The organism is Paenibacillus hubeiensis, assembly GCF_032334105.1.
Lineage (GTDB): Bacteria > Bacillota > Bacilli > Paenibacillales > Paenibacillaceae > Paenibacillus > Paenibacillus hubeiensis.
In genome coordinates this window covers 111,495-127,040 of sequence record NZ_JAVYAE020000009.1, presented here as the reverse complement: position 1 = coordinate 127,040, position 15,546 = coordinate 111,495, and the positions used below count along the sequence as shown (strand labels likewise).

The window sequence follows — 15,546 nt, the reverse complement described above, 5'->3', positions numbered from 1 at the left end:
TTTCTTGGTTTTGGAAATTAATCCTTGAAATGTTTGATTGGCTTTTATTTTATCGCTTTTCGCTGCCTAATGCAAATCCAAAACTAATGAATGGTGTAGGTGTTCATGAAACTTTCGAATCGATTACAGTTAATTCACGACCAAATTCCGGAGGGCAGCCGTCTGGCAGATATCGGTTCAGACCATGCATTGCTTCCAGTCGCTGCCGTCCGCAGCGGACGAGCGGCACTGGCCGTTGCGGGGGAGGTCAATCCGGGACCTTATGAAGCTGCCCGCAAGCAGGTGAGCGATGCTGCTCTCGAGGGGCAGATCACGGTGCGCCGGGGAGACGGCCTTGAGGTCATTTCCAAGGGAGAGGTCGACGTTATCACGATTGCGGGTATGGGAGGGGCTTTGATCGCTTCCATTTTGGACCGTGGGTACGACAAACTGGACGAGGTCAGCCTGCTTGTGCTGCAGCCGAACGTAGGCGAGGACATTCTGCGACGCTGGCTGCTTGAACACGGCTGGGTCGTCGTGGCTGAGCGGTTGCTGGAGGAAGACGGAAAAATTTACGAAATCATTACGGCTATGCCGCAATCGCAAAGCCCGATCGCCAATGAAGAAGTATATCGCCCGCGGCCGCTTGGAAACGGGATCGAGTTGACGCAGGATTTATTGCTGCGCATGGGGCCGTATTTGGTCGATCGTCCGAACGAAGTGTTTTTTGCAAAATGGGAAAGCGAGATCGCCAAACTGCAAGGCGTTGCCGATTCCATCGCCAGATCCGATTCCGATACTGCCCGGGACAAGGCTTCCGAGGTGGAACGACTGATTACGAGTCTGAAGGAGGTTCTTACATGTTTGCCAAAGGTCAAACCGTCATTCAACTGATGGAGCAGCTCGCTCCCAAACATCTGGCTGTCCCGGATGATCGAATCGGACTGCAGCTGGGCAGTCTGCAAAAAGAAATCAACCATGTGCTCGTTGCCCTCGACGTCACCAATGAAGTCGTCGATGAAGCCATTCGGATCGGCGCCAACCTGATCATTGCGCACCATGCGATCATCTTTCGTCCTGTCAAATCGTTGAGCACGGATACGCCGATGGGCAAGTTGTACGAGAAATTGATCAAACATGATATTGCGGTGTATATCAGTCATACGAATCTGGATGTGGCGGAAGGCGGCATGAATGACTGGATGGCCGAGGCCATCGGCATCAACAGCAAGGAGTCGCTGGAGGACGTACATACGGACCAGCTGTTCAAATTGGCGGTATTCGTGCCTCGCACGCATCATGAACAAGTGCTGCAGGCGATTCTGGAAGCCGGGGCAGGAAGCATTGGCAAGTACGAGAAGTGCAGCTTTAACACGGAAGGCACAGGCACGTTTGTGCCAGGCGAAGGGACCCAGCCGTTTATCGGTGCACAAGGCCGAATGGAGCGGGTGGAAGAAATGCGGATCGAGACGATCGTACCGCAAAGCCTGCGCAGCAAGGTCATTCAGGCGATGCTGAAAGCCCATCCTTATGAGGAAGTGGCTTATGACCTGTATCCGATGGATTTAAAGGGCCGTACGTTGGGTCTGGGGCGTTTGGGACCTCTTCAGGAGACAAAGACCTTGGGTGAACTGGTAGAGGTCGTTAAAAAGGAACTGAACGTGCCCCACGTGCGCGTTGTTGGCGACTTGGCTAAACCGATCAAAAAAGCAGCCGTGCTTGGAGGTTCAGGAAGCCGTTACGTGCTTACCGCCCGTTTCAAAGGAGCGGACGCTATTGTCACGGGGGATATCGATTATCATACGGCGCACGATGCGCTGATGGCCGGTATGTGCATCATTGACGTAGGACATAATGCCGAGAAAATCATGAAATCGAAAACGGCGGACTGGCTGCGGACCCATTTGGAGGAAAAACGCTATTCTACTCAGGTGACCGCTTCCGAAATCAACACGGAAGTATTCCAATTCATGTAAGATGGAGGTTGTGGAGGCAGCATTTCCAATAACATTAGGCTTGTATGTCAAAAGGAATCCCTGTATACTATATAATGTTGTTTCGGAAAGCTTGACAGACAATCGCTGGTGGCCTTGTTGCCACGAGAGGAAAGTCCGGGCTCCACAGGGCAGGATGCTGGATAACGTCCAGTCAGCGCGAGTTGAAGGATAGTGCCACAGAAATGGACCGCCGATGGCCGGATCTTCCGGCACAGGCAAGGATGGAACCGAGGTGTAAGAGACCCCGAGGAACGCTGGTGACTTCGTTCCTGGTAAACCCCATCTGGAGCAAGACCTAATGGGACACGGCCTGATCTTCGGATTAGGCAGCCTTAGCCCGAGGTGTGTCTAGGTTGGTCGCTTGAGCCATGCAGCAATGCATGGCCTAGATAGATGATTGTCGCTTATGGTGGGAGGGTAGTTCCCGTCTGAACCACGACGAGCACAGAACCCGGCTTACGGTAAGCTTTCCTAACTGCAACAACGTGGATCATGTAATTTCTTTATTTTTTCTTTTCGCTATGTTGCATCGCTTCGCGTGACGAACGATGCTGAAGCAAGTGATGAGCAGCTCATCGCCATACATGCACAAAGGCGGCAGAATCCGTGATACGGAGACTGCCGCCTTTTTTGTTATGAATATAAATATTTTATCTGGCCAAACTCTTCCAGGAGAATTTGGCCGGATAAGATGATTACAGCGTAACGGCCGTGTCGGATTGTACAGCCGCATGCCAGCGCTGGATGGCGCGATCCATCCGTTCAACCGCTTCGGGCAGCTGATCTGGATCGGTATGCGTAAAGTTGATGCGCATGCGGTTCGTTTCCGGTGTGCCGGCATAGAAGGAATCGCCCGGCACGATACATACTTTTTCCTGAATGCCGTAGGTGAACAATGTAGCTGCAGACATCGATTCAGGCAGCTCCAACCATAAGAACATGCCTCCCTGCGGGGAGTTCCACGTAATGCCTTCCCATGATTTTTCCGACATCAACGAAGTCATCTTCTGCATCCGCTGTTTATAGTCGTTGGAAATTTGACGAATGTGTCCGTCCAGATCGAAGGACTCCATCAGGGCATGCAACGCTCTTTGGTCAATGCTGCTGGAGTGGAGGTCTGCCCCCTGTTTGGAGCGGGCTGCCATTTTGATCACATCCGGCGCAGCCAGGATCCAGCCTGTGCGGAGGCCGGGAGCCACCGTTTTCGAGAAGGTGCTGGTATAGATAACGTTGGATGGACTGCCATAACCTTCTGCATCGAGCTCAGCAAGGGCAGGTGCATCCAATTGCTCCGGATTAAAGCGGATTTCGCCGTAAGGATCGTCCTCCAGGATCAGCACGCCGTATTTTCGGCAAAGGTCAACCGCCTGCTGCCTGCGAGCACGACTCCACACTTTACCTGCCGGATTGGAGAACGTTGGATTAATGTAAACCAATTTTGGACGGTATAGCTTCAGGTTTTCTTCAAGGGATTCGGGAAGCATGCCTTCGTCATCGCAAGCAACGCCATGGGATTGGGCCTGGTAAGATTGGATGACTTGCAGTGCGGCCAAATACGTCGGCGATTCAACAAGCACATGATCACCCGGATTCAGCAGGATGCGGCATACCAGGTCAATGGACTGCTGCGATCCCGTAGTCAGGAGCAGATGGTCCGGCGAAGCCGGAATGCCCTTGGACTGGAGGCGGTCAGCGATCTTGACACGCAGTGGCCGATAGCCTTCGGTTTCCGCGTATTGAAGGGCAGCGGGGCCGTCGGCGAAAACTCGGGCATATGCATCGCGGATGGCTTCCAACGGGAAGGAACTTTGGGCTGGAAGGCCTCCGGCAAGCGAAATCATTCCAGGTGCCTGCGCAGCCTGAAGCATGTCGCGAACGACAGAGGACGGGGTATTTTGTGCCATGTTGGACCAAGGGATATTCATCGTGTTCTCATCTCCTGTTATTCACTGTTATACTTATATTATTCGCTATTATACTCGGTCTGCTGTATAACAGTAAAGCGAGAATCATAACAGTTGGAGGCCATGATGATGCACATTGAATTGAAGCGGGGGAGCAGCACCAAGCTGTACATGCAAATCGCCCTAACGATCGCGGACCGCATCCGATCCGGGCTTATTGCGCCAGGCACCCGCCTGCCGTCCGTAAGGAAATTGACTGCAGACCTTGGCGTCAGCCTGGTTACCGTGTCCAAAGCTTATGCAGAATTGGAGTCCAGTCAACTGATTGTTTGCTCGCAGGGGAAGGGATGTTATGTCAGAGCGCTTGAAAAAGGCGAAGCTGAACAAGTCGGAAACGGGGGGCAGCCAAAACACCAAAACGTGCATCGACAGGGTCAGGTCAGCGCAGAGTTGAACTGGCAGTTGGCGTTAGTGGACTATTTGCCGCGTGCCCAGCTCTGGCGCCATTTCGACGCTTCCCCGCAGGTCCGCTACGAGTTTCATATGTCTGCCATCCAGCCTGAGCTGCTGCCCACTCGGGATATTATCGACAGCGCATATCGTTTGTCTTCGGACCATCCGGAACGCATGGCCTACTATGGTTCTTTCCAGGGAGACCGTGAACTTCGGCAAATTTTTACGCAGCATTTTGCGGCAAGAGGGCTGGAAGCATCACCGGAACGGATGTTGATCACAAGCGGAACCCAACAAGGGATCGATCTTGTAGCCCGAACGTTTGTGGGACCCGGAGATGTGGTATATATGGAGGCTCCCACCTATACCGGCGCCATTGATGTTTTTACGAGCCGAGGCGCGAAAATCATCACCGTTCCGATGGATCAGGAAGGCATGCGGATCGACCTGCTTACCCGCCTGTGCGATTCTTACCCGCCCAAACTCATATATACGATCCCGACTTTTCACAATCCGACAGGCATTACGATGAGCGCCAAAAGAAAGGCGGAGCTGCTGAATCTGGCCCAGAGCTACCATTGCCTCATTCTGGAGGACGATCCGTTCGCCGATCTGCATTTTCATGCCCCTCCGCCAGCCTCGATCAAATCGTTGGACAGGACTGGACATGTCGTATACATCAAAAGCTTCAGCAAAGTGCTTTCTCCGGGATGCCGCGTGGCGTGCGCCATCGCCGACGGGAGCGTGCTTACCCGATTGGTGGCGGCCAAATCGACGGCAGACCTCGGGAGTCCGCTGCTTACCCAGAAAGCGCTGCAGTCTTTCATCCAACATCAATATGAACCATATATCCAAGGACTGCGGAAGGAGCTGTACGCCAGGCTGCAGGCTGCAGCGGGCGTTCTCGAAAGGCATGCGCCGGACGGCGTGCATTGGATATTGCCCGAAGGGGGGCTAAATTTGTGGCTGCAGTTGCCGGCCGGGATCGACATGCATGAATTACATCGCAAAGCGCACGCGGCTGGTGTTTCCTTTTTGCCGGGCTCTGCCTGTTATGCGGGAGAGATGGATGACGCAAGTCTTCGCATCTGTTTTACCGTAACGGGTCCCGAGCCGCTGCGGGAAGGCCTTCGTATCCTATGCGAGGCGATCCGCGTGATGCTTCCCCATGGGGGAAGGACAACAGCGGACAGGCTGCCGCTGATTTAATTCGTCGGAGTCAGGACATCCATCCAATCCACTTTCGTCCTTCCGCAATACTCTATAGTATCACTTGAAAGGGAGTTGGTTTTGAGATGAGACATTGTTGTCCTGAGCTCGATCCTATCGTTTGTGATCCGATTCAAGTCGTGAATGATTTTTATCACCCGCAAGTACAGCCGATTATTCACCCGGTTGAAGTCATTAATCAGCACCACTGCGTTCCTGTTCCGCATCATGTGTATCCGGTAGTCGTTAAAGAGCAGGGTCCGGTATACGTGTCCAGCCGCCGCAGCAAAAAAGCAGGGAAGAACAAAGGCAAAGCCCGTACGTCTTCCCGCAAACGCTAAAGCAGCGTTAAGGCCCCGGGGAACCATTACGCATACCAAAAAGCAGCATTACGCCCCCGGGGCGCTGCTGCTTTTATTTTTGCCTATTTCGAAGATTCCGTGTATTTTTTCAAAATATTGTCCATCTGCTCGCGTACATGCTGCGGCCAGAATTGCAAAGGGGCGCTTTTGCCTGCAGCGGCTTGCAGCGCTTTATAAACATCGATCTGCCCATAACCGTAGTATTTGTCATGTCCCGGGTCGCCGAGGTCGATGACGCTTTGGCGCATCAGATCCATCACTTCCGTATTGGTCAAGTCGGGGTTGAGCGAACGGATCAACCCGGCAAGAGCCGCCACATGCGGGCTGGCCATGGATGTGCCTGACAGCGCGGCATACTGGTTCTTGGGATAGGTGCTGGCAATGCTTGTGCCAGGAGCCATGACATCGACGTAATCTCCGTAATTGGAGTAGGAAGCTTTGTTCATATCCGGATCGGTGGCGGATACGGCAAACACCTCGGGATAAGCGGCAGGGTATCCTGGACGCTCGGTATTGTCGTTCCCTGTGGCCGCAATCAGCACGACGTCACGGTCATAAGCATACTTGATCGCATCATGAAGGAACTGTGCGTCTGCGTAATTGCCCAGACTCATGTTGATGACTTTGGCGCCGTGATCGGTTGCCCAAATGATGCCCTCGGCGACGGCATAAGTAGTGCCCGAACCCGAGTTGTCCAGCACTTTGACAGGCAAAATTTTGTTGTACCAGCTCATGCCTGCCACACCTTCGTTGTTGTTGACGGTGGCTCCGATGATTCCGGCTACGTGAGTGCCATGACCTACATCGTCCAGAGGGCGGCTGGAAGGGTCGATCACGTTGTATCCTTCAAGCACCCGGCCTTTCAGGTCAGGATGGTCCAGGTCCACGCCCGTGTCCACAACGCCAATAATGACATCTTTGCTTCCTTTCGTAATGTTCCACCCTCGATTGGTTTCGATAACGGGCAGGTTCCATTGATAATCGGAAAACAAAATATCGTTCGGAACCGGTACATCCGTTTGTTCAACGGCGGTTTCGTTGGTTAAATACATGTAGTGGGGTTCCATGTACAAGGGATTCCACTTGCGCTCGAAATAGTCATGAAGCTGTTTGTAGCTCATTTGCTCGGAGCGGAAGACATAGGTATACCCCAGTTTGCGTGCTTTCGAGGCATGAAGGTCGGCACGGATGATGCGCATGTCCCGTTCTCCCGGGTCCTGCCTGAACCTGACCACGATTTCATTTTCATAAAAATGGCTGGCATTGGCATTGTCGTGTCCCGTTTTCACGGTGATTTCGTTCAACGTATCGGGGTGTACCGATTCAACGCGGAATTTGCCTTCGCGTGGATAGGGAATCATACGCAGATTTCTGCGCTGGTGCTGTTCCACCGAGTTCAGGATCTGTTGATTAAACAGGGCGATCACGGAATTTTTGCCTTCTTTGGAGGGCAGCGCCATGACAAAATATTTATCATTTCCTACGGAAAAGGATGACGATTCAAAGCTTTTGCGGTCCATTACCGCTTTTTTGGCCAGGCTCATGGAATGCTCCAGCTTTTGATGCTCCAATGTGCTCCCATCCTGCGGCTTTTTGCCGTAATGCTTTTGGATGGATCCTTTGGCGTCGACAATATCCACAAACCGAATATGTGCATGTGAAAGCTGCAATTCGTTCATGTACCGGGCCAGATCCGCTTCGGACATTTTGGCGGTTTTATCCAGCAAAGCGGCTAAATGCTGCTTGGCATCCATGCGTGTCAGCATATCGGTTGCTTTAACATCCTGTACTTTGAGGCGCTGTTTACTGGCTTGTTCCTGGTGCTCGCGTGGGGCCTGGGGAAGCGCTTGATTCCTTTGGTTCGTGTCCGGGCGATACATTGTGGGAAGAAGCAGAACCAAGGTCAGTGCGCCAACGCCTGCGGCAAGGGTCCAATTTTTCCATTTCGGTCTCGACATGGGGGAAACCATACCTCCTCTGTTGGTCTGGACAGCAATCATCGCATCATGCCGATTCCATGTTGTCCGCGCTTGGTGTTATCGTTAGGAGAAGGACATATTTTTATGCAGAACAGCCCAGAAATGATGCAGAAATGTCGTTGTGAAAGGCTGGAAATAATAAGGAAGATTAAGGGATACCTTTTGGCACCTTTTTATGGTAGGATAGTAGCTGAGAATTCACGGTCAAACGAAACATTTTTGTGGCCGATTTATATGTAAGGACTTATCTAAGGGGGAGCTATCTTTATGACAGCAGCCAATGTACAAAAAATTTGTGAGTCAACGAGGGAAAAGTTAAAACCAGCTATTGATCGGATCGAACAATTTTTGAATCAACATTCCTTGCCTGAATTGGATCAGAATCAGACGGAAGAATCGACGGCGTTTTACAAAGGATTTTTATCGGATCTCCGTCATCTGCTCGTTTTTTCTGAAGTTTCTTACGAAAAACTTGGCGTTGTGCTGCGTCGTGCCAACTTCGATGTCGAATTTGCCGAAAAGGCTCTTTATCATACGTACCACCAATGCATCAATAGCTTCTTCTATCCCAAAAACGAATGTTATTCCGAAGATGGAAGATATGCCTATACCGGGCAAGACGCGATCCGTTTCCGTGACAAGCCCGTTCGCGCCGTGCGTGACGTCGTTTTGGAAATTTCCAAAACCTACGAAGAATTGCGCGATGATCTGGCTTATTATGAGAGCGATTATCTGACTCAGCGCCGGATGCAAAATCAGCGTAATCACGCTTAGCATTGTGGCATACCCGATACACATGAAGAACTAACCGCCGATTTTCGGCGGTTTTTTTTGTGCGTTGTCTCATGTTTGCCTTGGCATCGGCATGACATCATCTGGCATTTCGCAGGCGGAATAGCCGAATCGGGCAGCGGGGACAATAGCTTCGAGGTGATAAAACAAATGAGTGACAACAAGCCAATCGTCAAATGTAGCGTATCGAATTGCCACTTTTGGGGAGAAAACAATTTCTGTCATGCAGACGCGATCATGATTGACATCGATCAGCATGCCAGAAGTCATTATGCTGAGGAATTCGCCGGCGAGATGTTTGATTCCGAGCACCAAGATCAAGCCAGCACTTCTTCGGCCACTTGCTGTCATACATTTAGGCCTAAATAAGCTCTCATTCCATTCATCTACGGAGGTGTACTGAAATGAAAGATGAACATGACCGCAATGATGAAGTTTCATCCAAGCCTAAAAGCGATGACACGGTAGATCGGAAACGCGTTGATTTCCCGAGACGTGCACATCGTGAAGAGTATGGTGCAGAGGTGGCTCCGCCTACCTCATACCGGAGAGAAGAAGTCAAACGCAAGGAAGCCGTTCCGGTAAAACACGAGGCAGATCGTATTGCGGAATCCAGCGGGAAGGTATCCGGATATGTCGGTTTGGCCTGCGGGATCGCTTCGCTGTTTATGTGGTCCATCGTTTTGGGGCCGGCCGCTGCAGTGTTGGGGTATTATGCTTATGCGAACGGACATAAAACGTCTGGAGCATGGTCGATGGGGCTTGGCATTGTCGCCACGTTGAGTTACTTTTTCATGATTCCGTTTGCCCGTTAAAACGCAGGCTTGGAGAACTGCATTGCTCCTTCCTGATTAACGCAGAGCAAACCCTTCTTCCGATATCGGAAGAAGGGTTTTTCGTGTTTACGCAAAAGACAGGAGGTTTGGAATAATTTTTCTGAAAACGATGGCAGTATTTTGTAAAACCATGTAGAATGTAGGCAGAAAGTTGATGCTATATGACACGGGAGTGGAGAGAATACATGCAGATTGATTCAAGCGCATCACGGAAACTGTTGGAGACGCAATTGTCCAATGTTCTGAGTCAAACGATCGGATCGGAAGGAACGTCGGATACCGTCTCCGATTTTGCCGAATTGATGGACGGGCTGCTTGGGAAGGGAACGAGTGCTTCCCCAGCTTCGATGCCTTCGGCCAATTCTACGCAAGCTCCGCTTGCGAACAGATCTCTTGACGGTTTGCTCTGGCTGCAATTGGGAAGTGCGTATGCTGCGGATGCGGGTACCTACGAAAACACATACGCCTCCGCCAACAGTCCGGAAGTTTCATTAAATGCGTCGACGAATGTGAGTTCGGCCGATTCCGGTTCCGGTTCTTCCGTGCCTACCGATTTCGAATCGCTGATCGCGGCCGCAAGCGCCAAATACGGAGTGCCTGAATCCTTGATCAAAGCGGTGATCGATACGGAATCCTCATTCAATCCGAATGTCGTTTCCTCGGCCGGCGCAAAAGGATTGATGCAGCTTATGGACGGAACGGCAGCCGGACTGGGAGTCAGCGATCCGTTCGACCCTGCGCAGAACATCGATGCCGGAACGAAGTATCTTTCGCTTCAGCTCCAACGTTTCGGCGGTCAGGTGAACATGGCGCTTGCCGCCTACAACGCAGGGCCAGGACGCGTGACGAAGCTGGGCGTGTCCACCGACAGCGAGCTGATGAGCGTGATCGGCCGCTTGCCAGCCGAGACGCAGGCATACATTGCGAAGGTGGAAAAGGCGCGCCAAAAATACATCGCATAGATGTTCTCATAACAGGCCGCAGAAGGCTGGTTCCGAAAGATCAAGGCGGGAAGTGTTGGCAATTGCGCCATTTTCCTGCTTGGTCTTTTTGTGTTGGGACAGGTTCGTGTTACAATGCAGACTGTAGAAAAATAGCCATAATGAGAAAAGGGAGGTTCGCCCTCATTTGAAATATTTCGATTACGCGGCAACCACCCCGCCTTATGAAGAAGTGGTGCAAACGATCGCAGAGATCATGGGAGCCCATTACGGGAATCCTTCCTCCATCCATGGTTTTGGTGAAAAGGCCCATCAGCTGCTTCGCCGGGCAAGAACGGTCTGTGCCGATGCCTTGGGCGTCAAAGCAGACGAGATCGTGCTTACCTCCGGAGCCACGGAAAGCAACAATCTTGCGATTAAAGGCTCGGCGCTGCACTATGCTTCGCGCGGCAAACATATCATTGCCACGGCAACGGAGCACGCGTCGGTATATGAAAGCTTTTTGCAATTACAGGATTGGGGCTGGGAGGTCAGCTGGATCCCGGTGGATTCGGCAGGAAAAGTAAATCCTCGGCACATTCTGGACGCGCTCCGACCGGATACGGTGCTGGTCAGCTTGATGCATGTCAACAACGAAACGGGAACCATTCAGCCCGTGGCCGAAGTGGGCAGGCTGCTCAAAAAGCAGGCGCCGCGCGTATTGTTCCATGTGGACGGGGTTCAGGGTTTTGGCAAAATCGAAGCCGCCCCTGCGACATGGGGAGTCGATCTATACAGTCTGTCCGCCCACAAAATCCGCGGCCCCAAAGGGGCGGGCCTTTTGTATGTCCGCAGCGGCGTGGAACTGACTCCGCTTCTGTCCGGAGGTTCGCAGGAACGGGGATTACGGGCCGGAACTGAAAATGTGGCGCTGTTTGTCGGCATGGCCAAAGCGATGCGCCTTGCGTCCGAACGTCAGGCTGATTTTGCCAAACGAACGACCGTGCTGAGGGATCGGATTATGGAGACGATCGAAAGCATTCCGGAATTTGTGCTGAACAGTGGCAAGGGTGGAGCACCTCATATCGTTCATTTTTCATACCCGGGCATGAAAGCGGAAGTTGCTCTGCACACTTTGGAGCAGCTCGGAGTAACCGTGTCTACGCAATCGGCTTGTTCCTCGCGTTCAGCCGAACCGAGCAGAGTGCTGCTGGCCATGGGCCGAGATCAGGCGACGGCTGCCGGAGGATTGCGTATCAGTTTGGGAGACGAACATACAGAAGAAGACGTGGCCGTGCTTGCACAGGCCCTGAAACAGATGGTGGCGCAGCTGCGTCCATTGGAAAGGCGGATGTAATAACCGATGAAATACGATATGCTGCTTCTCCGTTTCGGAGAATTCATGCTGAAGGGGAAGAACCGTTCCCGTTTCGAAAATACGATTATCAATCAGGTGCGCTCGCTGCTTAAGCCCTACCCGGCTGCACAGCTCCGCAAAGAATTCGGCAGATTGTACGTGGATCTGGGGGGCGAGCCTCACACCGAGCTGATTGATGCGCTCAAGAAGGTGTTCGGCGTAGTGTCGATCAGTCCGGTCATTGTGACCTCTTCCGAAAAGGATGAAATTGTGACGGCCGCCGTTGCCTTCATGCATGAACGCTCAGAAGTGTTTAAAGAAGGCACAACGTTTAAAGTGACCTCCCGGCGCGCCTGGAAAGCTTTCCCTCATTCCTCGCATGAGATGAATCACATCGTGGGTTCGCCCGTCCTGCGGGAATTCCCGCAGCTCCGTGTCGACGTGCGCAATCCTGATATCGAGCTTCGCGTGGAGATCCGGGATCAGGGGACCTATATCTTCAACGAAGTAATCCCGGCAGTGGGAGGGTTTCCGCTTGGTTCGAACGGCAAGGGAATGCTGCTGTTATCCGGCGGCATTGACAGTCCGGTCGCTGCCTGGTCCTCTATGAGACGTGGGCTGGAGGTGGAGTGCGTTCACTTCTATAGTTACCCGTTTACAAGCGAGCGGGCCAAAGAAAAAGTCATTGAACTGGCAGCCGCCCTGGCAGGACATGCGGGAAGCATTAAGCTGCATCTGGTGCCTTTCACCAAAATTCAGACCTCATTTACCCAGGTCGGACAGGACAAGTTGATCATTACGTTGATGCGTCGCTCCATGCTGCGCATCGCCACTAAACTGGCAGAGCGCGAAGGAGCGCTTGCGCTGATTACGGGAGACAGCTTGGGACAAGTAGCCAGCCAAACGCTGCCAAGCATGAACGTCATCGGGCGGGCCACCGATTTGCCCCTGCTCAGGCCGCTGGTCATGATGGACAAGGAGGAAATTATCGGTTTATCCAAAAAAATCGGAACGTACGATATTTCCATTTTGCCTTATGAAGATTGCTGCACGTTGTTTGTGCCCAAATCGCCGACGACGAATCCGAATTTGCGAATTGTGGAGCGAATCGAAGAGTCGTTGACGGAGCTTCCGGAATGGGTGGATGAGGCTGTGGCCCAGACGGAAACGTTGGTGCTGCGTGCCGGCGAACCGCTTCCATTCGGTTCTGCGGACACGTCGTCCGATATCAAGGAAGAGTGGTTCTGACCGTTAGGGTAGAGCTGCCCGACGCATCGACATAACGAACGTTATGTTATCCGAGTCGAATGATGTAAAATAAAGCAGCACGAAAAAAAGGACTGATCGACATGATGTCGACCAGTCCTTTTTGCGTCCATTCTACAAATGCTGCCAACGTTCTTTGCAAATGTGTTTTGATGTCAGGAATAGGAATGCTGTCTTTCATCCTCCCGTTTGGGTCCCCTTGACCGTTTGCGGTATCCTGCGAACACAATGGCTGCGATCACAATGATGATGAACAGCACCCTGAGTACGGCGTGCTCCGCAAAGAACGCTTCAAGCCGGCGTTCCTCTGTGATCATGTTGGAAGCCGTATAACCAAGCACGATGGCTCCGAGATAGATGATCCAAGGGAATCGGTTGATCAGCTTGATGAACAGCGTACTGCCCCAAACGACAATGGGCACGCTGATCAGCAAACCCATAATGACGAGCACCAGATGCTGCTGGGCGGCACCGGCTACCGCAATCACGTTGTCCAGACCCATGGCGGCATCGGCGATGATAATGGTTCGGACGGCAGTCCATAAGGAGCTTCCGGCTTTGATGTCGGCATGCTCCTCGCCTTGGTCTGCCAGCAATTTATAAGCGATCCAGATGAGCATTAGTCCGCCGATCAGCAGCAGCCAAGGAATTTGCAGCAGCCATAATACAACAATCGTTGCCAAAATACGTATCAGAAGGGCTCCGCCCGTTCCGTAAAGAATCGCCTTTTTTTGCACGGAAGGATGCAAATTTCGAGCAGCGAGCCCAATGACGATGGCATTATCGCCCGCCAGAATCAGATCGATAAACACAACATTCAACAATGCAAGCCAAAATGCGGGACTAAACAGCTCCATCATCGTCACTCCTTCGATTAATCCATCCCTAAGCTTAAGCTTGTTCAATCGATAAGCATAGCATGGACAACTTTAACATACAAGTTAAGTGGGGGGATGAGAGACGTGGATACATTGTGGATGCTGATGGAAATATTGATGATCAATCTGGTATTAAGCGGAGATAATGCGGTAGTCATAGCCATGGCCAGCAAAGACCTTCCATTGAATCAGCGTAAACAGGCAGTATGGTGGGGCGCGTTCGGCGCTGTCATTCTACGCTGTGCATTGACTTTTGTGGCGGTCATGCTGTTAGGCATTCCTTTCATTCAAGCAGCAGGAGGGCTGCTGCTGTTGTGGATCTCGGTGAAGCTGCTCCTGCAAAATGAAGATGAAGTGGAAGTCAAGGGGGCCTCGACGACATGGAAGGCCATTCAAACGATTCTGGTTGCCGATTTTGTCATGAGCCTGGACAATGTGCTCGCCATCGCGGCGATCTCGGACGGTGATCTGGCGCTTACGGTTATCGGGATCGCGATCAGCATTCCGATCGTAATCTGGGGCAGCGGCCTGATTGTGGGGTTGTTGAAACGATATCCGATATTGGTATTTGCGGGTTCAGGCATTCTGGCCTATACCGCCGGAGAAATGGTGATGAGCGATCCGAAGCTGGGACAGTGGTTACACGGATTGACTGCAGAAGCGCATACGCTGCTGCCGGTCGCCATGGCTTGCCTTGTTATTGCGATTGGAGGAGCTCACCGCTTTGTACGGAAAAATGTATAGTTCCTCATGTCATTCTGCCGTAGAGCAGAATAAAATATATGCTGCCCTGTGTCCTCGGTATATCGTAGGAAAGCCAAGCCGCCCAACACGGGCGGCTTTCTAAATGTATAAAAATCGATTGTAAAAGGGATCCTGATCCATATGGATAAAATTTGAAAAGGCTGAGGAATGAACACAAAAGAGGCCACCATTAGCGACATACGGTATAGTTTTTTGCGCAAACATGGGCTACACTTATAGTAAGCTGCGTGCTTTGGCCACGTATGGAACATCGGCTGCTCTACATTTCTACATGCATCAAACGGGATAAGAGGTGATATTGGTTGAAAAAGCGAAACGAAAAAGCGATCGGTATATTCATTGTTGCTGCAGGTCTCATTATTTTATTAGGGCAGTTGGGGGTTTTTGGATTCATTGGCCGGCATTTCTGGCCGCTGCTCATTTTGTTGCCGGGAATCGCGCTGCATGCCATGTACTACATGCGCCTAGCCCCGGCTTGGTCGCTCGTTCCGGCAGGGACCCTGACGGTATACGGCCTATTGTTTGGAATTACAAATACGTGGGGTGCGGGGTTGATGGGAAGACTGTGGCCCGTCCTGCTGCTCGGCGTTGCGATCGGATTGCTGGAGTATGCGATGGTTGATCGCCGCAGACCGCCGGAAGTGCTCACGGCTGCTTTTATCCTGGGCGGTATATCCATCATATTGCTGGCATTCACTTTGCTGCATTCCGGAATCATCTATGTGCTTGCCGTGCTTCTCATCCTTGGTGGAATATGGTTGCTGCTCGGTCGCGGGAACGGAAGGCAGCGAAAAGGCTGGTAGCCATTCACAGGGATGGCGAAGGCGAAATATCTTGATTTTTACTTAT

At 52.0% G+C, this 15,546-nt stretch carries 15 protein-coding genes and 1 other RNA gene; 13 read left to right on the top strand and 3 right to left on the bottom strand.

Annotation, left to right across the window (positions count from 1 at the left end; translation table 11 throughout):
• The first annotated feature begins 105 nt into the window (after positions 1-105).
• The 3 genes from RSX24_RS21360 (at position 106) to rnpB (ending at position 2,450) form a co-directional block, all read left to right on the top strand.
• Entirely contained in the window at positions 106-873 is a 768-nt protein-coding gene (locus tag RSX24_RS21360; RefSeq protein ID WP_343261726.1) for a tRNA (adenine(22)-N(1))-methyltransferase, read from the top strand.
• The gene (locus RSX24_RS21355; protein WP_343261725.1) at positions 840-1,955 is read left to right on the top strand and encodes a Nif3-like dinuclear metal center hexameric protein; all 1,116 of its coding nucleotides are present in this window, start codon (positions 840-842) and stop codon (positions 1,953-1,955) included. Before RSX24_RS21360 ends, RSX24_RS21355 begins: the two co-directional genes overlap by 34 nt.
• An 86-nt stretch (positions 1,956-2,041) precedes the next feature.
• Positions 2,042-2,450: RNase P RNA component class A (gene rnpB / locus RSX24_RS21350), an RNA gene on the top strand.
• Between the two features lie 221 nt (positions 2,451-2,671).
• Here the strand turns inward: rnpB and RSX24_RS21345 are convergent.
• Positions 2,672-3,901 (bottom strand): aminotransferase-like domain-containing protein, encoded by a 1,230-nt coding sequence (locus RSX24_RS21345; RefSeq protein ID WP_339273861.1) that lies wholly within the window; start codon positions 3,899-3,901, stop codon positions 2,672-2,674.
• A gap of 108 nt (positions 3,902-4,009) precedes the next feature.
• On the opposite strand from RSX24_RS21345, the gene pdxR reads away from it, so the two are divergent.
• Together pdxR and RSX24_RS21335 are read left to right on the top strand one after the other, a co-directional pair.
• Positions 4,010-5,542, top strand: a complete 1,533-nt coding sequence (gene pdxR / locus RSX24_RS21340) for a MocR-like pyridoxine biosynthesis transcription factor PdxR (RefSeq protein WP_343261724.1) — start codon at positions 4,010-4,012, stop codon at positions 5,540-5,542.
• Positions 5,543-5,628: 86 nt separating this feature from the next.
• Positions 5,629-5,883 carry a hypothetical protein gene (locus RSX24_RS21335; protein WP_236416668.1) on the top strand — a complete coding sequence of 85 codons (255 nt, stop codon included), beginning with the start codon at positions 5,629-5,631 and terminating at the stop codon, positions 5,881-5,883.
• A gap of 83 nt (positions 5,884-5,966) precedes the next feature.
• Here RSX24_RS21335 and RSX24_RS21330 read toward each other — a convergent pair whose 3' ends face one another.
• Complete coding sequence (locus tag RSX24_RS21330) at positions 5,967-7,862, bottom strand: S8 family peptidase (protein WP_343261723.1); 1,896 nt, start codon at positions 7,860-7,862, stop codon at positions 5,967-5,969.
• Between the two features lie 288 nt (positions 7,863-8,150).
• Here RSX24_RS21330 and RSX24_RS21325 point away from each other — a divergent pair, with 288 nt between their 5' ends.
• From RSX24_RS21325 to thiI, 6 genes are all read left to right on the top strand, one after another.
• Positions 8,151-8,657, top strand: a complete 507-nt coding sequence (locus RSX24_RS21325; RefSeq protein WP_236416665.1) for a YpuI family protein — start codon at positions 8,151-8,153, stop codon at positions 8,655-8,657.
• A gap of 168 nt (positions 8,658-8,825) precedes the next feature.
• Positions 8,826-9,044: a DUF1540 domain-containing protein gene (locus tag RSX24_RS21320; protein ID WP_236416663.1), complete on the top strand. Its 219-nt coding sequence runs from the start codon at positions 8,826-8,828 to the stop codon at positions 9,042-9,044.
• 35 nt (positions 9,045-9,079) lie between these two features.
• Complete coding sequence (locus RSX24_RS21315) at positions 9,080-9,490, top strand: hypothetical protein (RefSeq protein ID WP_236416661.1); 411 nt, start codon at positions 9,080-9,082, stop codon at positions 9,488-9,490.
• A gap of 206 nt (positions 9,491-9,696) precedes the next feature.
• The gene (locus RSX24_RS21310) at positions 9,697-10,473 is read left to right on the top strand and encodes a lytic transglycosylase domain-containing protein (protein WP_236416659.1); all 777 of its coding nucleotides are present in this window, start codon (positions 9,697-9,699) and stop codon (positions 10,471-10,473) included.
• Between the two features lie 166 nt (positions 10,474-10,639).
• Positions 10,640-11,788, top strand: a complete 1,149-nt coding sequence (locus RSX24_RS21305) for a cysteine desulfurase family protein (RefSeq protein WP_343261722.1) — start codon at positions 10,640-10,642, stop codon at positions 11,786-11,788.
• 6 nt (positions 11,789-11,794) lie between these two features.
• Positions 11,795-13,036, top strand: coding sequence for a tRNA uracil 4-sulfurtransferase ThiI (thiI, locus tag RSX24_RS21300; RefSeq protein WP_236416656.1), 1,242 nt, complete (start codon positions 11,795-11,797; stop codon positions 13,034-13,036).
• Positions 13,037-13,209: 173 nt separating this feature from the next.
• Here the strand turns inward: thiI and RSX24_RS21295 are convergent, their stop codons facing one another.
• On the bottom strand, positions 13,210-13,911 hold the full coding sequence (locus RSX24_RS21295) for a TerC family protein (RefSeq protein WP_343261721.1): 702 nt from the start codon (positions 13,909-13,911) through the stop codon (positions 13,210-13,212).
• A 105-nt stretch (positions 13,912-14,016) separates the two neighbouring features.
• Between RSX24_RS21295 and RSX24_RS21290 the strand changes: the two genes are divergently transcribed.
• Together RSX24_RS21290 and RSX24_RS21285 are read left to right on the top strand one after the other, a co-directional pair.
• Positions 14,017-14,676, top strand: coding sequence for a TerC family protein (locus RSX24_RS21290; RefSeq protein WP_236416654.1), 660 nt, complete (start codon positions 14,017-14,019; stop codon positions 14,674-14,676).
• A 323-nt stretch (positions 14,677-14,999) separates the two neighbouring features.
• Complete coding sequence (locus tag RSX24_RS21285) at positions 15,000-15,500, top strand: hypothetical protein (protein WP_343261720.1); 501 nt, start codon at positions 15,000-15,002, stop codon at positions 15,498-15,500.
• Positions 15,501-15,546 lie beyond the last annotated feature (46 nt).